At 73.0% G+C, this 19,012-nt stretch carries 13 protein-coding genes and 3 pseudogenes; 4 read left to right on the top strand and 12 right to left on the bottom strand.

The window, feature by feature from the left end; genetic code table 11:
- Positions 1-104 precede the first annotated feature (104 nt).
- Both GHR20_RS32505 and GHR20_RS32500 read left to right on the top strand, forming a co-directional pair.
- Positions 105-1,246 (top strand): annotated as a pseudogene (locus tag GHR20_RS32505) (aminoglycoside phosphotransferase family protein).
- Between the two features lie 464 nt (positions 1,247-1,710).
- The gene (locus GHR20_RS32500) at positions 1,711-3,681 is read left to right on the top strand and encodes an N-acetylmuramoyl-L-alanine amidase (RefSeq protein WP_153815210.1); all 1,971 of its coding nucleotides are present in this window, start codon (positions 1,711-1,713) and stop codon (positions 3,679-3,681) included.
- 13 nt (positions 3,682-3,694) lie between these two features.
- Here the strand turns inward: GHR20_RS32500 and GHR20_RS32495 are convergent, their stop codons facing one another.
- The 7 genes and pseudogenes from GHR20_RS32495 to GHR20_RS32465 form a co-directional block, all read right to left on the bottom strand.
- On the bottom strand, positions 3,695-4,192 hold the full coding sequence (locus GHR20_RS32495) for a hypothetical protein (protein WP_111583711.1): 498 nt from the start codon (positions 4,190-4,192) through the stop codon (positions 3,695-3,697).
- A 185-nt stretch (positions 4,193-4,377) separates the two neighbouring features.
- On the bottom strand, positions 4,378-5,280 hold the full coding sequence (locus tag GHR20_RS32490; RefSeq protein ID WP_148025944.1) for a universal stress protein: 903 nt from the start codon (positions 5,278-5,280) through the stop codon (positions 4,378-4,380).
- Between the two features lie 147 nt (positions 5,281-5,427).
- Entirely contained in the window at positions 5,428-5,670 is a 243-nt protein-coding gene (locus GHR20_RS32485; protein ID WP_111583484.1) for a DUF397 domain-containing protein, read from the bottom strand.
- An 83-nt stretch (positions 5,671-5,753) separates the two neighbouring features.
- Positions 5,754-6,919: pseudogene (locus GHR20_RS32480) on the bottom strand (thiolase domain-containing protein).
- On the bottom strand, positions 6,916-7,965 hold the full coding sequence (locus GHR20_RS32475) for a thiolase domain-containing protein (RefSeq protein ID WP_148025946.1): 1,050 nt from the start codon (positions 7,963-7,965) through the stop codon (positions 6,916-6,918). The pseudogene GHR20_RS32480 and the gene GHR20_RS32475 overlap by 4 nt, the downstream one beginning before the upstream one ends.
- Positions 7,962-8,903, bottom strand: a complete 942-nt coding sequence (locus GHR20_RS32470) for an OB-fold nucleic acid binding domain-containing protein (RefSeq protein ID WP_153815209.1) — start codon at positions 8,901-8,903, stop codon at positions 7,962-7,964. Before GHR20_RS32470 ends, GHR20_RS32475 begins: the two co-directional genes overlap by 4 nt.
- 14 nt (positions 8,904-8,917) lie before the next feature.
- Positions 8,918-9,718, bottom strand: a complete 801-nt coding sequence (locus GHR20_RS32465; protein WP_153815208.1) for a crotonase/enoyl-CoA hydratase family protein — start codon at positions 9,716-9,718, stop codon at positions 8,918-8,920.
- A 168-nt stretch (positions 9,719-9,886) separates the two neighbouring features.
- Here GHR20_RS32465 and GHR20_RS32460 point away from each other — a divergent pair, with 168 nt between their 5' ends.
- The gene (locus GHR20_RS32460) at positions 9,887-11,509 is read left to right on the top strand and encodes an acyl-CoA synthetase (protein ID WP_153815207.1); all 1,623 of its coding nucleotides are present in this window, start codon (positions 9,887-9,889) and stop codon (positions 11,507-11,509) included.
- Here the strand turns inward: GHR20_RS32460 and GHR20_RS32455 are convergent.
- Together GHR20_RS32455 and GHR20_RS32450 are read right to left on the bottom strand one after the other, a co-directional pair.
- A complete protein-coding gene (locus tag GHR20_RS32455) occupies positions 11,491-12,417 on the bottom strand; it encodes an alpha/beta hydrolase (protein ID WP_153815206.1) in 927 nt (308 codons plus the stop codon). The genes GHR20_RS32460 and GHR20_RS32455 overlap by 19 nt on opposite strands.
- A gap of 68 nt (positions 12,418-12,485) precedes the next feature.
- Positions 12,486-13,104: pseudogene (locus GHR20_RS32450) on the bottom strand (alpha/beta hydrolase).
- Positions 13,105-13,303: 199 nt separating this feature from the next.
- On the opposite strand from GHR20_RS32450, the gene paaK reads away from it, so the two are divergent.
- Positions 13,304-14,614, top strand: coding sequence for a phenylacetate--CoA ligase PaaK (paaK, locus tag GHR20_RS32445; protein WP_153815205.1), 1,311 nt, complete (start codon positions 13,304-13,306; stop codon positions 14,612-14,614).
- 61 nt (positions 14,615-14,675) lie between these two features.
- On the opposite strand, the gene GHR20_RS32440 is transcribed toward paaK, so the two are convergent.
- The 3 genes from GHR20_RS32440 to GHR20_RS32430 all read right to left on the bottom strand — a co-directional run bounded on the left by GHR20_RS32440 (position 14,676) and on the right by GHR20_RS32430 (position 18,990).
- Positions 14,676-16,220 (bottom strand): fatty acyl-CoA synthetase, encoded by a 1,545-nt coding sequence (locus GHR20_RS32440; protein WP_153815204.1) that lies wholly within the window; start codon positions 16,218-16,220, stop codon positions 14,676-14,678.
- Positions 16,221-16,321: 101 nt separating this feature from the next.
- A complete protein-coding gene (locus GHR20_RS32435; protein ID WP_153815203.1) occupies positions 16,322-17,881 on the bottom strand; it encodes an acyl-CoA synthetase in 1,560 nt (519 codons plus the stop codon).
- Positions 17,878-18,990, bottom strand: coding sequence for a nitronate monooxygenase (locus tag GHR20_RS32430; protein WP_153815202.1), 1,113 nt, complete (start codon positions 18,988-18,990; stop codon positions 17,878-17,880). The genes GHR20_RS32435 and GHR20_RS32430 overlap by 4 nt, the downstream gene beginning before the upstream one ends.
- Positions 18,991-19,012 lie beyond the last annotated feature (22 nt).

The raw sequence follows: 19,012 nt of genomic DNA, 5'->3' as shown, positions 1-19,012 counted from the left end.
GTCTCCCCGGGGACATTCCCCAGGATGTACCCGGGAACCGGGCCGGGCTGACGCCAGGACCTCACAGGCAGGCACCGCAGGCAACGAAGGGATCTGGATCTCCCATGTACGCGGCATCGTCCTCCGTGTCCGCCCCGCTTCGGCCGTTGCGCCCCCGCCCGGCGGGCGGCGGACCGTACCTCGACCCGGCGGTGCGTCCGGGCGGCTCCGTGCTGGGCGCGCCCCGCCCCCGGCGGGTCCCGGGACAGCCCGTCCCGCCGCTCAGCGGGCGACTGGACCTCTCCGGCCCCCAGGGCGCCCCGCTGCGCACGGCGATCGCCGCGGTGCAGCGGATCTGCCCGGAGTTCGCACCGGTCCAGGTGCTGCGGCGCAGCGCGCGCTCCGTGCTGTTCGTGGGCACCACCGGCCGCAGCACGGCCGTCGCCAAGTGCCTGCTGGACCACGCGCCGGCCTGGGCGGAGCGGAGCCGCCACGAAATAGCCGTATACCGCTCGTTCGTCCGGCACCGCCCCCGGTGAGGGCGCCCCGGCTGATCGCGGCGGATCCGGACAACTGCACCCTGGTGATCGAGCGGATGCCCGGCCGGGTGGCGGCACTTCAGCGGCATCCGATGGAGGCGCCGCCCCGCGCCGACATCCGCGCGGCGCTGGGCGCGATCTGCCGGGTGAACGCCTGGCGGCCGCCGGCCGGTCTGTTCGACATGCCCTTGGACTATGTCGAACAGATGTCCCGCTACCACGAGTTGGGGCTGCTCACCGACCGGGACCTCGGCGACCTCCAGAAGCTGCTGCACGGCATCGCGCAGGAGGTGGGCCGGGGCGCCATGCTCCAGTTCTGCCACGGCGACGCCCTGCTGTCGAACATCCTGGTGTCCCCGGCGGGTCCGGTGCTGGTGGACTGGGAGCACGCCGGCTGGTACCTGCCGGGCCACGACCTGGCCACGCTGTGGCTGGTGCTCGGTCAGGCCCCGGCGGCACGGCGGCAGATCAGCCAGATCGCCCAGTCGGCGGGCCCGGCCTCCCGGGACGCCTTCCTGGTGAACCTGATGCTGCTGCTGACCCGTGAGATCCGGCGGTACGAGACGGCCGTCCAGCGCTCGATGCAGGACCCGCCCCCGGCGGCCCCCGGGCTGCACCAGCCGGGCGCCGTGCCCTGCGGCGAGGAGCAGCGGCTGCTGCTGCGGCGGCTGCACGACGACTGCCAGATGGCCCGCAAGGCGGTACGCGCGGCGGTCGGTACCCGCTGACGGAGTGAAGGCCCGCGGTGCGCCGGAAGTGACGGCGCACCGCGGGCCTTCGCGCGCGCGGACACGACCGCGCGGGGGAACCGTCACCACGCGGGGATCGGTCGCCGCGCGGGAGAGTCGTCACCAGACGGAGGCATCGTCACCACACGGAGGCATCGCCACCAGACGGAGCATCGCCACCGCAGGGGGGAATCGTTTCGGCCGTACGGCGGCGGGCCTCTGGTGTCGGTGCTGCCGGCACCGCGCGAGGTCCGTACGGCCGCGACCAGCGACGCGACCCATTGGTCTATGCCACTGACGCCCCGCAGGCCCGCCCACCGTCCTCGCGAAACTCGCCGAAACCCTTCGTGACGTGGGAAATCTCCGTGGTGATTGCATCATTGACGGATCGTCGGCCAGCCGATACCACTGACCCAGTTCGGCGCCGCACGCCCCGCCACGCCCGCCCGGCACAGGAGGCCGCATTGCGAGGTTCCGCCCCCGACTCCCCGTCCACGCCCGGCCACAGACATCTGAGGCGGGCCGCCGTCCCGCTCGCCGCGGCGGCCCTGCTGCTGCCGCTGTTCGGCGCGGCCCCCGCCCAGAGCGCCCCGGGCTCCTCCCCCGACCGGCTGCAGTCGGCGTTCGCCTCCGCGTCCGCCGAGTACCACGTGCCGCAGAGCGTGCTGCTGGCCGTCTCCTACCTCCAGTCCCGCTGGGACTACCACGGTGGCGCGCCCAGCGTCTCCGGCGGCTACGGCCCGATGCACCTCACGGACGCCCGTACCGCGATCGCCGCCACGGAGCACTTCGCCGACGGCACCGAGGACGCCCGCGGCGACAGCTCCCGGCCCGCCCTGCACCCCGAGGCGAAGGTGCCGGCCGAGTCCGCGATCCCGGCCCGGCTGAAGACCCTGCCCCGGGCCGCCGGGCTGACCGGCATCCCCGCCGCGAAGCTGCGCACCGACCCGGCGGCGAACATCGTGGGCGGCGCCGCCCTGCTGGCCGCCGCGCAGCGGGGGCTCGGCGAGCCGCTGAGCGCCGACCCGGCCGACTGGTACGGCGCGGTGGCCCGCTTCTCCGGCGCCGACGACACGGCGACGGCTGCGGTGTACGCCGATGACGTGTACGACGTGCTGCGCACGGGTGAGCGGCGCACCACGGACGCCGGGCAGCGGGTCGCCCTGGCGGCCGAGCCGCGGCTCGCCCCGGACACCGCGCAGCTGTCCCGGACCGGGCTGCGCACCGCCAGGGACGACGGCGCGGAGTGCCCGAAGTCGGTGTCCTGCGAGTGGCTCCCGGCGGCGTACGCGCAGTTCGGCGACGACGACTACGGCAACCACGACCTCGGCGACCGCCCGGCGTCGCAGGCGATCAAGTACATCGTCATCCATGACACCGAGGGCGCCTGGGACGGGGTGCTGAACCTGATCCAGGACCCGACCTACGTGTCCTGGAACTACACCATCCGCTCCACCGACGGGCTGATCGCCCAGCACGTCAAGGCGAAGGACGTGGCCTGGCACGCGGGCAACTGGGACATCAACGCGCGTTCGATCGGCATCGAGCACGAGGGCTTCCTCGCCGACCCGGACGCCTGGTTCACCGAGGCGATGTACCGGTCCTCGGCGCGGCTGGTGAAGTACCTGTCCAAGCAGTACGGCATTCCGCTGGACCGGCAGCACATCCTGGGCCATGACAACGTGCCGGGACCGACCGCGTCCACCATCGCGGGGATGCACACCGACCCGGGGCCGTACTGGGACTGGGCGCACTACTTCCAGCTGCTCGGCCACCCGTTCAAGAAGACCGCGGGCAGGCAGGGCGGCCTGGTGACGATCCGGCCGGACTACGCCACCAACCAGCCGGCCTACACGGGCTGCGCCACGGCGGGCGAGCCCTGCCCGGCGCACGCCTCCAGCGAGGTGCGGCTGTACGCGGACCACGATGGGAACGCACCGCTGATCACGGACGTCGGGCGCGGTACGGCGCCGACGATCGACGTCAACGACGTGTCCTCGCGGGCCGCCACCGGCCAGCAGTACGCGGTCGCCGATCACTGGGGCGACTGGACGGCCATCTGGTACCTCGGCCAGAAGGCGTGGTTCCAGAACCCGGCGAAGCACCCGGCGGCCGTCTCCGCCAAGGGCATGGTGATCACCCCGAAGGAGGGTCTGACCAGCATCCCGGTGTACGGCCGGGCCTACCCGGAGAAGTCCGCCTATCCGGCGGGGGTGCCCGTCCAGTCGGTGGTACCGCTGCCGTACACGGTTGCGGCCGGGCAGAAGTACGTGATCGGTGACGAGATGCCGGGCGAGTACTACTACTCGGTCACCTTCACCCCGGACTCGCACCAGGTGGTGCGGGGCGACGACCTGTACTACGAGATCCAGTACGGCCACCGGGTGGAGTTCGTCCGCGCGGCCGACGTGACCGTGGAGAATTCGGCGAGCTGACCGCTCCCGGGCCTCAGCCCTGCTGGAAAAGCTCCGCCGGGAGCGGCTTCAGCAGGGCGTACAGGTCGTCGGTGATGGGCCGGTCCCAGGCGGCGATGGTCACGAGGACGCCGTCGCTGCGGTCGAACTGCACGCAGGAGATCCGGCTCTCGGAGAGCTTCAGCCGGCGCACGATCAGGAGGTTGTCGCCCTGGAGCACCGGGGTGTCCTCGGTGCCGACGACGGTGACCTCCTCGTCGTTCTCCAGCGCCAGCAGCAGCTGGCCCACCTCGAAGGGGATCTCCTCCTCGGCCACCTCGCGGGCCGGGGAGCCCTGCGGCAGATTGCCGATGATCATCGCGGGGCCGCGGCCGCCGAAGAGGTCGTAGCGCAGGAAGACACCCTGGCAGGTGCCGTCGGGCGCGGGCAGCAGACCCGCGCCGAGATTGCCCGGCCAGTCGCCCGGGTCCATGGCCAGCACGTCGAAGTCGGGCCCGGCGGGAGTGGCGCTGCGGCGGCGGAGGAACGACATGCCGCCATGGTACGTGCCCCGGCAGAGCTGAGTGACCTGCGGGCACCCGGTGGTGGGGCGGCCGCAGGCGTGCCGGCAAGGGGCGGGCGGCGGGGTGCGGGGCGCCCGGTCCCGCACCCGTGTCAACTCATCCGCTCGCCGCCACCGACCTCGTCACACCTCCCCCGCCCGCCGCCACCGCCCCGTCACTCCTCCCCCGGCGTCGGCGCGAGCACCGCGACCGGGGCGGCCGCGTGCAGCAGGACGGCCTGGGTCACGGAGCCCATCATGCGGGCCGGGGCGAGCAGGCGGCGGCGGTGGCGGCCGACGACGACGAGTTCGGCGTCGCGGGAGGCGGCCACCAGGTTGCCCGCCGCGTCGCCCGGCACGGCCTCCGAGTCGGCGCGGACGCCCGGGTGGCGCTCGCGGTGCGGGGCGAGGAAGCCCTCGGCGAGCGTCCGGGTCTCGTTCGCGATGGCCTCCTCGTCGGGCATGGGCGGCACCAGCTGGCCCGGCGCCGACCAGGTCTGGAGGGGCCACGGGTAGGCGGCGATCGCCTGCACCCGGGCGCCGCGCAGAGCCGCCTCGGTGAAGGCGAAGTCGAGGGTGGCCTCGTCGGGACTGTCGACGTTCACACCGACCACCACCCGGGGGCCGGGCTCGGCCGGGCCCTCGCCGTGCACCTCGCGCTCGGGCGGGGGTACGACGACCACCGGGCACTCGGCGTCCCGCGCGGCGGCGAGGCTGTTGGAGCCGAGCAGCAGGCTGGCGAAGCCGCCCCGGCCCCGGGAGCCCAGCACCATCAGCTGGGCGTCGACGCCGAGTTCGGGCAGCACCGCGCCGGGCGCGCCCTCCAGCGCGATGTACTCCACGGTCTCGGGCGCGTGGTCCGCGAGTCGGGCGCGCACCTCGTCGAGGACGGGGTCGCCTTCCTCCTCCTCGGGCGGCCCGGCCACCAGGACGTCGGTCTGCCCCCAGGCGGCGTACTGGCGGACATGGATCACCCGCAGCGGTGCCGCACGGCGACGGGCGGCGTCCGCCGCCCACTCCATCGCACGCAGACTGTCCTCGGAACCGTCCACCGCGGCGATCACCGGCGCAGCACTCATGCTTCCTCACCTCCGGAACACGACCTTCACCCTTGCTGGGACCAGCCTCCATCAGGCATCGTTCCCGGCGGGGCGCTGTAGATCACGTGTCCGGAAATCGGCGCGCAACACCCCCGGTTCAGATCAGGCCCGCGGTCCGGCCGGCCCTCAGGTGAGGTCGAACTCCCCTTCCCGCGCGTCGGAGACGAAGGCGCCCCACTCCGCGGGGGTGAAGATCAGGGAGGGGCTCTCCGGGCGCTCGCTGTTGCGCATCGCGATGAAGCCCTCGACGAAGGCGATCTGGACATCGCCCTTGCCTCGGCTGCTGGACCGCCACTCGGCCTTGCTCAGGTCCAGGTCCGGCTTGTCCCAGCCCTTGAGCGGCTTGTGCTGGGTGGTGCTCTCGGCCACGTCCGTGCTCCTCCCGGTGTCGTCGTCCGCGGCTCAGCCTAGCGACCGCTCCCGGTGCCCAACAGCCCACGTGGGGAGGACCTTCAGCGCTCCGGCGGTTCGGCGCCGACCAGCCACATGGCGAAGAACTGCGATCCGCCGCCGTACGCGTGCCCGAGCGCCTTCCTGGCCCCGGGCACCTGGTGCTCCCCGGCCTGGCCGCGCACCTGGAGGGCGGCCTCGGCGAAGCGGAGCATGCCGGAGGCGCCGATGGGGTTGGTGGAGAGCACCCCGCCCGACATGTTGACGGGGAGGTCGCCGTCGAGCGCGGTCACCCCGGCCTCGGTGAGCTTCCAGCCCTCGCCCTCCTCGGCGAAGCCCAGGTTCTCCAGCCACATGGGCTCGTACCAGGAGAACGGCACGTACATCTCGACGGCGTCGATGTCCCGGCGCGGGTCGGTGATCCCGGCCTGCCGGTAGACGTCGGCGGCGCAGTCCCGGCCGGCCCGGGGGAGACGAAGTCCTTGCCCGCGAACAGGGTGGGTTCGCTGCGCATGGCGCCGCCGAGCAGCCAGGCGGGCGGGCGGGGCGCGCGGGCGGCTCCGGCGCGGTCGGTGAGGACCATGGCGCAGGCGCCGTCGGAGGAGGGGCAGGTCTCGGAGTAGCGGACGGGGTCCCAGAGCATGGGCGCCGCCATCACCTTCTCCAGGGTGATGTCGTGTTCGTGCAGGTGGGCGTAGGGGTTCTTGAGGGCGTTGCGCCGGTCCTTGTGGGCGACCAGCGCGCCGACGGTGTCGGGGGCGCCGCTGCGCCGCATGTAGGCGCGCACATGCGGGGCGAAGAAGCCGCCCGCGCCGGCGAGCAGGGGCTGCTGGAAGGGGATCGGCAGGGACAGTCCCCACATGGCGTTGGACTCGGACTGCTTCTCGAAGGCGACGGTGAGGACGGTTTTGTGCAGCCGGGCGGCCACGAGGTTCGCGGCGACCAGTGCGGTGGAGCCGCCGACGGAGCCCGCGGTGTGCACGCGCAGTACGGGTTTGCCGACGGCGCCGAGCGCGTCGGCGAGGTACAGCTCGGGCATCATCACGCCCTCGAAGAAGTCGGGCGCCTTGCCGATGACCACGGCGTCGATGTCGGCCCAACCCAGTTCAGCGTCGTCCAGGGCCCGTTGGGCGGCTTCACGGACGAGCCCGGCGAGCGAGACGTCGCGGCGGGCGGCCGCGTGCTTGCTCTGGCCGATGCCGACGACGGCCACGCACTCCTTGCTCATCGGGGATCCCCTTCGAGTACGGCGACCAGGTTCTGCTGGAGGCAGGGGCCGGAGGTGGCGTGTGCGAGGGCGCGGTCGGACGCGCCCCGGTGGATGCGGGCGGCGGCCTCGCCGATGCGGATGAGTCCGGCGGCCATGACGGGGTTGGCGGCGAGGGCCCCGCCGGAGGGGTTGACGCACACCTCGTCGCCGAGGCGCAGCGCCTTGCGCAGGACGACTTCCTGGGAGCTGAAGGGGGCGTGCAACTCGGCCGTGTCCACGGGTCGTTCGAAGGCTCCGGCCCGTTCGGCGGCGAGCCGCGTGGAGGGTGAGTCGGTGAGGTCGCGGGCGCCGAGGGAGTGGGGCTCGATGCGGTGGTCCAGGCCCCGGATCCAGGCGGGCCGCGCGCACAGCCGCCGGGCCCGGTCGCCGGCGGCGAGGATCACGGCGGCGGCGCCGTCGCCGATGGGCGGGCAGTCGCCGGTGCGCAGGGGCCGCACGAGGTGATCGCCGCGCGGCACCGGGCCGCGCAGCTGGGCGTGCGGGTTGGCGGTGGCGGCGGCGCGGCTGCGGGCACCGATGGCGGCGAGGGCGTCCTCGTCGGTGTCGCCGGCGTCGAGCAGGGCCTGCGCCTGGAGTGCGGCGAGGGCCACGGAGTCGGGCCACAGCGGGGCGAGGTAGTAGGGGTCGAGCTGCCGGGTGAGCACATCGCGCGGCGAGCCGGGCGAGGACTTGCCGTACGCGTAGACGAGGGCGGTGTCGGCGTCCCCGGTGAGCAGCTTGGACCATGCCTCGTACAGGGCGAAGGCGCCGTCCATCTCCACATGGGACTCGGAGATCGGCGGCCAGGCGCCCACCCCGTCGAGGGTCATGGTGAAGGAGAAGGCGCGCCCGGCGAGGTAGTCGCTGGAGCCGGAGCAGGTGAAGCCGATGTCGGCGGTCCGCAGGCCGGTTCGCGCGAGGACCTCGTGCAGGACCGGCATCAGCATCTCGACCTCGGACAGTTCGTCCGTGCTGCGCCGGTGATCGCTCTGGGCGAAGGCGACGACCGCGATCGGCCGGTTCACAGCAGCTCCTTGTAGGTGTCGTAGTCGGCGTCGGGTTCGCCGGTGGGGCGGTAGTGGTCGGGGTGCCGGGCGTCCTCGGTCCACACCGGTTCCACGCGCAGGCCCATCCGCACCTGGTCGTAGGGGATGCCGGCGATCCGGGCGTGCAGGGCGAGGTCGGCGCCGTCGAGGGCGATGTGCGCGTAGACGTAGGGCACCTCGATGTCGAGGTTGCGGGCCTTGATGTTGACGACGCAGAAGGTGGTGACGGTGCCGCGCGGGCCCACCTCGACGTGTTCGGTGGTGGCGACGCCGCAGGTGGGGCAGGCGCCGCGGGGCGGGACGTAGACCTTGCGGCAGGAGGGGCAGCGTTCGCCGACGATCCTGCGCCCGGCCAGCGCGTTCAGGTGGTCGGACTGGGCGCGGCCGGGTGTGTAGGTGTAGTCGAGCCGGGCGTGGGCCACGATGCCGGTGACCGGGTTCTCGAACTCCCCCGGGTGCGGGGCGGGTTGCGCCGGGGGGCCGTCGTACGGCTCGAAGCAGGCGATGTCGGTGATGGCGCCGGTGCGTTCGGCGGCCCAGCGGACGCGTACCCGCAGGCCGGTGCGCACCGCGTCGGGGCCCGGGGCGTCGAGGGCGCCCAGCAGGGCGGTGTCGGCGCCGTCGAGGCGGACCAGGGCCCAGGCGAAGGGGGTGGCGAGGGGCTGGCCGGGCCGGGGGGCGGGGTTCCAGGCCCAGGTGGTGACCGTGCCGGTGGTGGCGACGGGCACCAGGTCGCGGAGTTCCTCGGCGGTGTCGGGGTCGTACTCGGCGGGCGGCACGAGGACGCGTCCGGCGGTGGTGCGCGCGCCGAGCAGGACGCGTTCGCGCAGGCCGGTGAAGAAGGCGCGCTGGACGGGGCCGAGGGAGCGGGTGAAGGGGAATTCGACGACGAGTGGTGCTTTGAGGACGTCGGGCATCGGGGCTCCTCGGATCAGGCGCGCTGGTAGTCGGGGGGCCGTTTCTCCGCGAAGGCGCGGGCGCCCTCCTTGGCGTCGGCGGTGGCGAAGATCGGCCATCCGCGGGCGAGTTCGGCGGCGAGGCCCTCGGTCTCGGTCAGCTCGGCGCTCTCGTACACGGACGCCTTCACGGCCTCGACGGCGAGCGGGCCGCACGCGTTGATCCGCCCGGCGATCTCCAGTGCCCGGTCGAGGGCGGTGCCGTCGGGCACGACATGGCCGATCAGGCCGATGTCCGCGGCCTCCCGGGCGCTGTAGGGGCGGCCGGTGAGCAGCATCTCCAGCGCGTGGGTGCGCGGGATCTGGCGTTGCAGGCGGACCGTGGAGCCGCCGATCGGGAAGAGTCCGCGCCGGACCTCGAACAGGCCGAAGGTGGCGGACTCGCCGGCGACCCGGATGTCGGTGCCCTGGAGGATCTCGGTGCCGCCCGCGACGCAGTACCCCTCGACGGCGGCGATCACCGGTTTGCGGGGGCGGTGGTGGCGCAGCATCGCCTTCCAGTGCAGGTCGGGGTCGTCCTTGAGCCGGTCGCGGTGCGCCTGGCCGCGCATGCCGTCGCCGGCCAGCGCCTTCAGGTCCATGCCGGAGGAGAAGGAGCCGCCGGCGCCGGTGAGCACGATCGAGCGGACCGTGTCGTCCGCGTCGGCCTCCAGCCAGCCGTCGTAGAGGCCGACGAGCATCGGCAGCGACAGCGCGTTCCTGGCTTCGGGCCGGTCGAGCGTGAGCACCAGGGTGGCGCCCTCGCGTCGCACGGTGAGGTGTTCCGTCCCGCCCATGGGCCTCTCCCCTCGGTTCGGTGAGAACGGGAACAGGTTGCAGGAGACGGCCGGGCACTTCAAGGGTTTTCTGACGTTTCGTCAGTTTCTTTTGTTCCAGGGCCTTCCCACTTGCGGCGGGCTTTGCTCTGCTGAGGACCGGACGGACCGACGGGGTCAGGAGGAGCGGTGGAGTACAACCTTGCCGACCTGTTCGAGTCGGTGGCCGACGCGGTGCCGGACCGCGAGGCGCTCGTGTACCTCGACCATCCCGGCACGGGTGCGGAGCGCCGGCTGACGTACGCCGAGCTGGACGCGGCGGCCAACCGCCTCGCGCACCATCTCGCCGACAGCGGGATACGCCCCGGGGAGCATCTGGGCCTGCATCTGTACAACGGTGTCGAGTACGTGCAGACGGTGCTGGCCTGCCTGAAGGCGCGGATCGTTCCGGTGAACGTCAACTACCGCTATGTCGAAGAGGAGTTGGTGTACCTCTACCGGGACGCGGATCTGGTGGCGCTGGTCTACGACGCGGAGTTCGAGGACCGGGTGGGCGCGGCGGTGCCGCGCGTGCCGGGGCTGCGGCGGCTGCTGCGGGTCGGGCCCGGCCCGGCGGGGATCGGTACGGCGGCGGACTTCGCGCGCGCCGAGGCGTCCGGTTCGCCGGAGCGCGGCTTCGGGGAGCGGTCCGGGGACGACCAGTTCATCATCTACACCGGTGGCACGACCGGTATGCCGAAGGGGGTGATGTGGCGCCAGGAGGACCTGTTCTTCGCGGGGCTCGGCGGGGGCGCGCCGACGGGTGAGCCGGTCAAGGCCCCCGAGGAGCTGGCCGAGCGGGTCGCCGCGGGCGGCAGCGGCATCACCTTCTTCCCCACTCCCCCGCTGATGCACGGCACCTCGACGCTCACCGCCTTCATCGGCTTCAACTTCGGCCAGCGCGTCGTGCTGCACCGCAGGTTCGTGCCCGAGGAGGTGCTGCGCACGGTCGAGCGGGAGAGGGTCACCAGCATGTCCCTGGTCGGCGACGCGATGCTGCGCCCGCTGATCGACGCGCTGAACGGGCCCCTGAGGGGCACCGACTGCTCGGCGCTGTTCAGCGTCTCCTCGTCCGGCGCGATCATGTCGGAGACGGTGCGCCGGCAGTTCGCCGAACTGGTCCCGAACGCCGTGCTGCTGAACAACTTCGGCTCCTCCGAGTCCGGTTTCAACGGCACGGCGACGGAGGACTCCGGGCCCGAACGCGGCTTCCGGCTGCGGGTCAACTCCCGTACCCGGGTGGTCGATCCGGCGACCCGTGAGCCGGTCGCCCCGGGTGAGACCGGCCGGGTCGCGCAGTGCGGGCATGTCCCGCTCGGCTACTACAACGACCCGCGCAAAACCGCCGAGACCTTCTTCGAGCGGGACGGGGTGCGCTGGGTGCTGCTCGGCGACATGGCGACCGTCGACGCGGACGGCGTCCTCACCGTGCTCGGCCGGGGCTCCCAGTGCATCAACACCGGCGGCGAGAAGGTCTACCCCGAGGAGGTCGAACAGGCCCTCAAGGCGCATCCGGACGTGTACGACGCCCTGGTCGCCGGGGTGCCGGACGCCACCTGGGGCAACCATGTGGCGGCCGTCGTGCAGCTGCGCGCGGGCGCGCCCCGCCTCTCGCTGTCCGAGCTGCGGACCCATTGCCGTACCCGGCTGGCCGGATACAAGATCCCCCGGCAGCTCGTCCTCACCGACACCATCCACCGTTCCCCGAGCGGCAAGGCGGACTACCGGTGGGCGCGGGAGGTGGCGGTGGCCGACTACCCGGCGCCTTCGTGATCGATGAACGCGGTCAGCGCCGCCACGACCGCGCCGGGCTGCTCGTCGGGGATGAAGTGGCCGGCCTCGGGGATGACCACGCCGGTGATGTGCTCCGCCCAGGGGCCGATGGAGGCGGCCATGTCGGGGATCGAGCCACGGGAGCTGGAGATTCCGAGGACCGGGACGGTCAGCCGCCCGCGTTCGAGAGCCTCATGGTTCGCCCGCGCCGATCTCGGAGCGTCACGGTAGTAGGCGAGCGAGGCGCGGAGCCCGCCCTCGGCCGCGAGGGCGGCGGCGTACTGGTCGATCTCGGCGCCGTCGAACGTGTCCGGGGACAGCGTCTTGGCCCTCAGGAACCAGTCCACGTAGGCACGTTCGCGACCGGTGAGGAGCGTCTCGGGCAGTTCGGGCACCAGGTGGAACGCGAAGTGCCAGGTCTTGAAGGCCCGTTCGGGATCGAGCGGGACGGATTCCGGGAGGGTGATGCCGGGAATGCCGGCGTCGAGCAGCGCGACGCCGTGCAGGCGCTCCGCGTACTTCAGGGCCAGCGAGAAGGCGACCCAGGCCCCGACGTCGTGGGCGACGAGCCAGTACTTCGGCACGTCGAGCGCGCTCAGCGCCGCCTGGACGCGCGCGGCGACGGTGTGCGTGTCGTAACCGCCCTGCGGGCGCTCGGAGTGACCCTGCCCGGGGAGGTCGACCGCGATCACGTGGAAGCGCTCGGCGAGGGCGAGCATCACCTCGCGCCAGGCCCACCAGGTCTGCGGGAATCCGGCGAGCAGGACGACGGTCGGGCCCGCCGGCCGGCCGCCTTCCACGACGTGGAGCCGGACGCCTTCCCCCTCGACCCAGCGGTGGGTGAAGCCCGCGAGTTCGTGCAGCGGCAACCCGGGGACCGGGTTCTGCCCGTGGGAGGAGTCGGTCATGTCCGGAGCCTATCAATCTTGGAATATTCGGCTCGAAGAGCAGGACGGGCCGGGAGACGGGGTCCGGCTCACCGGTCGAGGAAACCGGCGATCCGCCTCCTGAACTCCTCCGGGTCGTCCAGCCACGGACAGTGCGCGACACCCGGCTGGACGACGACCTCGGCGTGCGGGAAGCACGCGGCCACCCGGCGCGGGTCTCGTCCGGGGCGCAGGCGCCCTCGGCGAGGTACCGGTCGGCGGCCTCCTCGTTGGTCTGCGCCGGCTCCGCGTCCGCGTGGGCCCGCGCGGTGTCGTCCCAGCGGCCGTGGGAGAAGGGCAGGAACACGTCGGGGTTCGGGGTGATCGGCAGCAGGCGCCTGATCCGGTGGGGGTGGCGGGCCGCGTAGAGCATGGCCAGGGCCGCGCCGGCGGAGTGGGCGAGCAGGTCGAAGCGGTCGAGACCGAGGTGCTCGCGCCAGTCCTCCACGTTCTCGCTCATGCGGTCGCACGCGTACGTCGCCGGGTCGGCCGGTACCCCCGAGTCGCCGGTGCCCCGCAGGTCCGGCAGGGCCAGGCGGCGGTGCGCGGTGAGCCCGCCGAGGTCTCCCCGAGACAGGCGGAGGCGCGCAGGAGGACGGCGAGGGGTTCGCCCTCGCCCCGCAGGTGGTGGGCGAGGCGGGTGCCGTCGGCCGTGGTGAAGGTCGGCATGGCCATGATGATCTCGGCGCGGCGCGTCCGGCCGCACGGCGTTTCCGCAGGCGGCACGACAAATGTCCGCAGCCCCCTTGTCCAAAACCCTCTTGGCCTGAATTACTGGCCCCGAACAGTTCGACCGAATGATCGGTCGTCCGGATTGCCACGATCCGGACTGTCTTGATCATTGATGTCTGGGTGAGGAGACGTGCCGATGGCGGACGCGCGGGAGCTGCTGGACGCGGGCGAACGGCTCGGCCCCGAGGAGCTGCGGGCACTTCAGCTGGAGCGGCTGCGCGCCTCGCTGCGGCACGCCTACGAACGGGTGCCGTTCTACCGGGAGTCGTTCGACAAGGCGGGAATCCGCCCGGAGGACTGCCGTTCGCTGGAGGATCTCGCCCGCTTCCCCTTCACCACCAAGGCGGACCTGCGGGAGAACTACCCGTACGGGATGTTCGCGGTGCCCCGGGAGCAAATCCGCCGGCTGCACGCCTCCAGCGGCACCACCGGCCGCCCGACCGTGGTCGGCTACACCGAGAACGATCTGTCCATGTGGGCGGACATGGTCGCCCGGTCCATCCGGGCCGCGGGCGGGCGCGCCGGTGACGTGGTGCACGTGGCGTACGGGTACGGCCTGTTCACCGGCGGCCTCGGCGCCCACTACGGCGCGGAGCGGCTCGGCTGTACGGTCGTCCCCGCCTCCGGCGGCATGACGGCGCGGCAGGTGCAGCTGATCCAGGATCTGGAACCGTCCGTGATCATGGTGACGCCCTCCTACATGCTGACGCTGCTGGACGAGTTCGAGCGGCAGGGCGTGGACCCGCGGACGACCTCGCTGCGGGTGGGGATCTTCGGGGCCGAGCCGTGGACCGAGCAGATGCGGCGGGAGATCGAGGAGCGGTTCGCGATCGACGCCGTGGACATCTACGGCCTGTCGGAGGTGGTCGGTCCCGGAGTGGCGCAGGAGTGCGTGGAGACCAAGGACGGGCTGACCGTGTGGGAGGACCACTTCTATCCGGAGGTGGTCGATCCCCTCACCGGCGAGGTGCTGCCGGAGGGTGAGCGGGGCGAGCTGGTGTTCACCTCGCTGACCAAGGAGGCCATGCCGATCGTCCGGTACCGGACCCGGGATCTGACCCGGCTGCTGCCCGGCACGGCGCGGGTGTTCCGGCGGATGGAGAAGATCTCCGGGCGCAGCGACGACCTGGTGATCCTGCGCGGGGTGAACCTGTTCCCCACCCAGATCGAGGAGATCGTGCTGCGCACGCCGGGGGTGGCCCCGCACTTCCAGCTGCGGCTGACCCGTACGGGCCGGATGGACTCGCTCACCGTGCGGGCCGAGGCGCGCGCCGGTGCCACCCCGGAGATGCGGGAGGCGGCGGCCCGGTCGATCGTGACCGCGGTGAAGAACGGCATCGGGGTGTCGGTGGACGTGGAGATCGTGGAGCCGGAGTCGCTGGAGCGCTCGGTCGGCAAGATCCGCCGGATCGTCGATCTGCGGCCGCGCGACACCGGCCGGGGGTGAGCGGCGGAGCGGACGGACGTCGTCGCCCGGCGACCGGCGGGCGACGACCTCGCCGACGGCCTCACCCCTGTGTGAAGCGGTCCCGCAGTTCGCGCTTGAGGATCTTCCCGCTGGCGTTGCGCGGCAGGGTGTCCACGAACAGCACCCGCTTGGGCGCCTTGAAGGACGGCAGCTTCTTTCGTACGTGCGCGAGGAGTTGCTCCTCGGTCACCTCGCCGCGCCGTACGACGATCGCGGTGACGGCCTCGATCCAGCGGGTGTCGGGCAGCCCGACCACGGCGGCCTCGGCGACCGCCTCATGGGTGTAGAGGGCGTCCTCGACCTGCCGTGAAGCGACCAGCACACCACCGGAGTTGATGACGTCCTTCACTCGGTCCACGATGGTGTGGCAGCCGTCCGCGTCCCGGACCGCGAGGTCGCCGGAGTGGAACCAGCCGTCGCGGAACGCCTCCGCGCTCTCCTCGGGCTTGCCCCAGTAGCCCTCGCACAGCTGCGGTGAGCGGTAGACGATCTCGCCCCTCGTGCCGTCGGGCACCTCCCGGCCCTGCGCGTCCACGATCCGGGCCTCCACGAACAGCACGGGCCGCCCGCAGGAGGCCGGCCGTTCCGCGTGCTCGGCCGGGCCGAGGACCATCGCGAGCGGGCCGATCTCGCTCTGCCCGAAGCAGTTGTAGAAGGCGAGGTCCGGCAGGCGTTCGCGCAGCCGCTCCAGGACCGGTACGGGCATGATGGAGGCGCCGTAGTACGCCTTGCGGAGCCCGTCGAGGTCGCGGGTGGCGAAGTCGGGCCGGTTGGCCAGGGCGATCCACACGGTGGGCGGCGCGAACACGCTGTCCACGCGGCCCGCCTCGATCAGGTCGAACAGCAGGTCCCCGTCCGGCGCGTCCAGGACGACGCTGGTGGCGCCGACCGCGAGATAGGGCAGCAGGAAGACGTGCAGCTGGGCCGAATGGTACAGCGGCAGCGCGTGCGCGGGGCGGTCCTCCGCGCGCAGGTCCAGGGCCGTGATCGCGCTCACGTACTCGTGCACCAGGGCCCGGTGGGTCATCATCGCGCCCTTGGGCAGCGCGGTCGTGCCGGAGGTGTAGAGGAGTTGCGCCAGGTCCTCGGCGCCCGGTCCCGGACCGTCGTACGGCGCCGTGTCCGCGAGCCGGGCCAGCAGCGAGTCCCCGGTGTCCCGCAGCGGCAGCGACCGCACCCCGTCCGGGAGCCGGTCCGCGAGGCCGGGGTCGGTGAGCACCAGGGTGCTGCCGGACTGCGCGACGAGGTAGGCCAGGTCGTCGCCGGTGAGGTGGTGGTTGACGGGGACGTGGACCAGGCCCGCGCGGGCGCAGCCGAGGAAGGCGATCAGGTAGGCGTCCGAGTTGTGGCCATAGGCGCCGACCCGGTCGCCGGGGGCGAGGCCCTCGGCGAGCAGCAGGGCGGCCGCGCGGGAGACCGCGTCGTCCAGTTCGCCGTAGGTCCAGGCGCGTTCGCCGTACTCCAGCGCGATGCGCGCGGGGGTGCGGCGGGCGCTGCGCCGCAGCATCGCGTCGACCGTGCTGCCGCCCTGCCCGTCGGCCGTGCCGCCCTGTCCGCCCGCCGTGCCGCCCTGTGCCTCGCTCATGACCGCAGATCTTGCGGCCGCCAAACGCGCGGGTCAAGGACTGGGGCGGGACCGGATCTTTGGCCGGGCGCGCGCCGTCGAGCGGCCGGTACCGTACCGGGTCAGACCGGGCGGGTGCGGCCCTGCCAGTAGTGGTCGCGCAGCCGTCGCTTGTAGAGCTTTCCGTTGGGGTCGCGGGGCAGTTCGGCGACGAAGTCGACGCTGCGGGGCCGCTTGAACCCGGCGAGCCGGTCCGCGCAGTGACCGAGTATCGACGCGGCGAGCTCCGGCCCCGGCTGCTGCCCGGGGGCCGGTTCCACGACGGCCTTGACCTCCTCGCCCCAGTCGTCGTGCGGGATGCCGAAGGCGGCGGCGTCGGCGACGGCCGGGTGGGCGAGCAGCACGGACTCGATCTCGGCCGGGTAGATGTTGACCCCGCCGGAGATGATCATGTCGATCTTGCGGTCGCGCAGGAAGAGGCAGCCGTCCTCGTCGAGGTAGCCGAGGTCGCCGACGGTGAAGAAGTCCCCGACCCGGTTCTCACGGGTCTTGCCCTCGTCCTTGTGGTAGGCGAAGCCGCCGGTGCTCATCTTCATGTACACGGTGCCCAGCCGGCCGGGCGGCAGCCGGTTGCCGTCGTCGTCGAGGACCGCGAGTTCGCTGATCGGCCAGGCCCTGCCGACCGTGCCGGGCTTCTTCAGCCAGTCCTCGGCGGTGGCGAAGGCGCCGCCGCCCTCGCTGGCCGCGTAGTACTCCTCCACACAGGTCCCCCACCAGTCGATCATGGCCCGCTTGACGTGCTCGGGGCAGGGCGCGGCGCCGTGGATGGCGTGCCGCATGCTGGAGACATCGTAGCGGGCCCTGGTCTCCTCGGGCAGGGCCAGCAGCCGGTGGAACTGGGTCGGGACCATATGGGTGTGGGTGCACCGGTGGGCGTCGATCAGGCGCAGCATCTCCTCGGGGGTCCACCGGTCCATCACCACCACTTGGTGGCCGATGTGCAGGGAAGCGCCCGCGAACTGGAGGACGGCCGTGTGGTAGAGCGGCGAGCAGACGAGGTGCACCTGGCCGTCGTACGGCGTGATGCCGAAGATGCCGAGGAAACCGCCCAGATACGCCTCCTCGGGGGGCCTGCCGGGCAGCGGGCGGCGGATGCCGCGCGGGCGTCCGGTCGTACCGGAGGTGTAGTTCATGACCCAGCCGAGTTCGCGTCCGGTGGGCGCCGACTCCGGTTGCCCGGCAAGGAGTTCGGGGTACGGCCGGAAGCCCTGCGCGGTGCCGACCGCGTACCGTGCCCGGTCCGGGAGGCCCGCCTCGTCGGCGGCGGCGCGGGCGGTGCCGGCGTAACGCTCGTGCGCGATCAGCACCTTGGCGCCGGAGTCGGCGACGATCCAGGCGATCTCGGGGCCGACCAGGTGGTGGTTGACCGGGACGAGGTACAACCCGGCCTGGGTGGCGGCGAGATAGGCGGTGAGGAACTCGGCGCCGTTGGGGAGGACGACGGCGAAGGCGTCGCCGCGCTCCAGGCCGGCCGCGCGCAGTCCGTGGACCAGCCGGTTGGCGGCGGCGGCGAGGCGCCCCGCGGTCCACTCCTCGCCGTCGGGGCCGATCAGGATGGTGCGGCCGGGGTCCTGGGCGGCCTGGGCCCAGAAGCCGGTCGGGGGCGTCGCCGGTGCGCTCATGATGTGCCGCTCCTTCGCGCGATGCGGTTGATCCGGTCCACGGCCCGCTCGAAGCCGCGGGTGAGGTCGTCCAGGACGGCCTGGACGGCACGTTCGCTGGTCATCCGGCCGACGATCTGCCCGACGGGCGTGCCCAGCAGGGGTTCCACCTCGTGCTTCTGGATGCGGGAGACCGCCTCGGCGACCAGCAGTCCCTGGAGCGGCATGGGCAGCGGGCCGGGCCCCGCCGGGTCGTCCCAGGCGTCGGTCCAGGCGGTGCGCAGCTGGCGGGCGGGCTTTCCGGTCAGGGCGCGGGAGCGGACGGTGTCCCCGGATCCGGCGGCGAGCAGTTTGCGGGTCAGGGCGGGCGAGTGCAGCTCGGCCTCCGTCGTGGTCAGCCAGAGGGAGCCGAGCCAGACGCCCTGGGCGCCGAGAGCGAGGGCGGCGGCGACCTGCGCCCCGCTGCCGATGCCGCCCGCGGCCAGCACGGGCAGCGGCGCGACGGCGTCCACGACCTCCGGGGTGAGCACCATGGTGGCGATCTCCCCGGTGTGCCCGCCGGCCTCGTAGCCCTGGGCCACCACGATGTCGATGCCCGCGTCCTGGTGCTTGCGGGCGTGCCGGGCGCTGCCCGCGAGCGCGGCGACGGGCACGCCCCGCTCATGGGCGCGGGCGACGACGTCGGCGGGCGGGGAGCCGAGAGCGTTGGCCAGCAGCCGGATCGGGTGCTCGAAGGCGACGTCCAGCTGCTTCCGGGCGACCTGTTCCATCCAGCCGGTGATCCGCCAGCCGGCCGTCTCGCCCGGGGGCAGTTCGGGGACCCCGTGCGCGGCGAGGGTGTCGCGCACGAACCGCCGGTGCGCCTCGGGGATCATGGCCTCGACGTCGGTCTCGGTGACGCCCTCGACCTTGCGGGCGGGCATGACGACGTCGAGGCCGTAGGGGCGGCCGTCGGTGTGCGCGTCGAGCCAGTCGAGGTCGCGTCCGAGGTCGTCGGGGGCGGTGTAGCGGACGGCGCCGAGCACGCCGAAGCCGCCGGCGCGGCTGATGGCCGCGGCGACGGCGGGGAACGGCGTGAAGCCGAAGACGGCGTGCTCGATGCCCAGTTGGTCGCTCAGCTCCGTCTGCATGGGCGCAGGATGCCGCACCGGC

Source organism: Streptomyces sp. SUK 48 (genome assembly GCF_009650765.1).
Taxonomy (GTDB): domain Bacteria; phylum Actinomycetota; class Actinomycetes; order Streptomycetales; family Streptomycetaceae; genus Streptomyces.
Note: the sequence above shows the minus strand (reverse complement) of the source record. Positions and strands in the feature narration are given on the sequence as shown.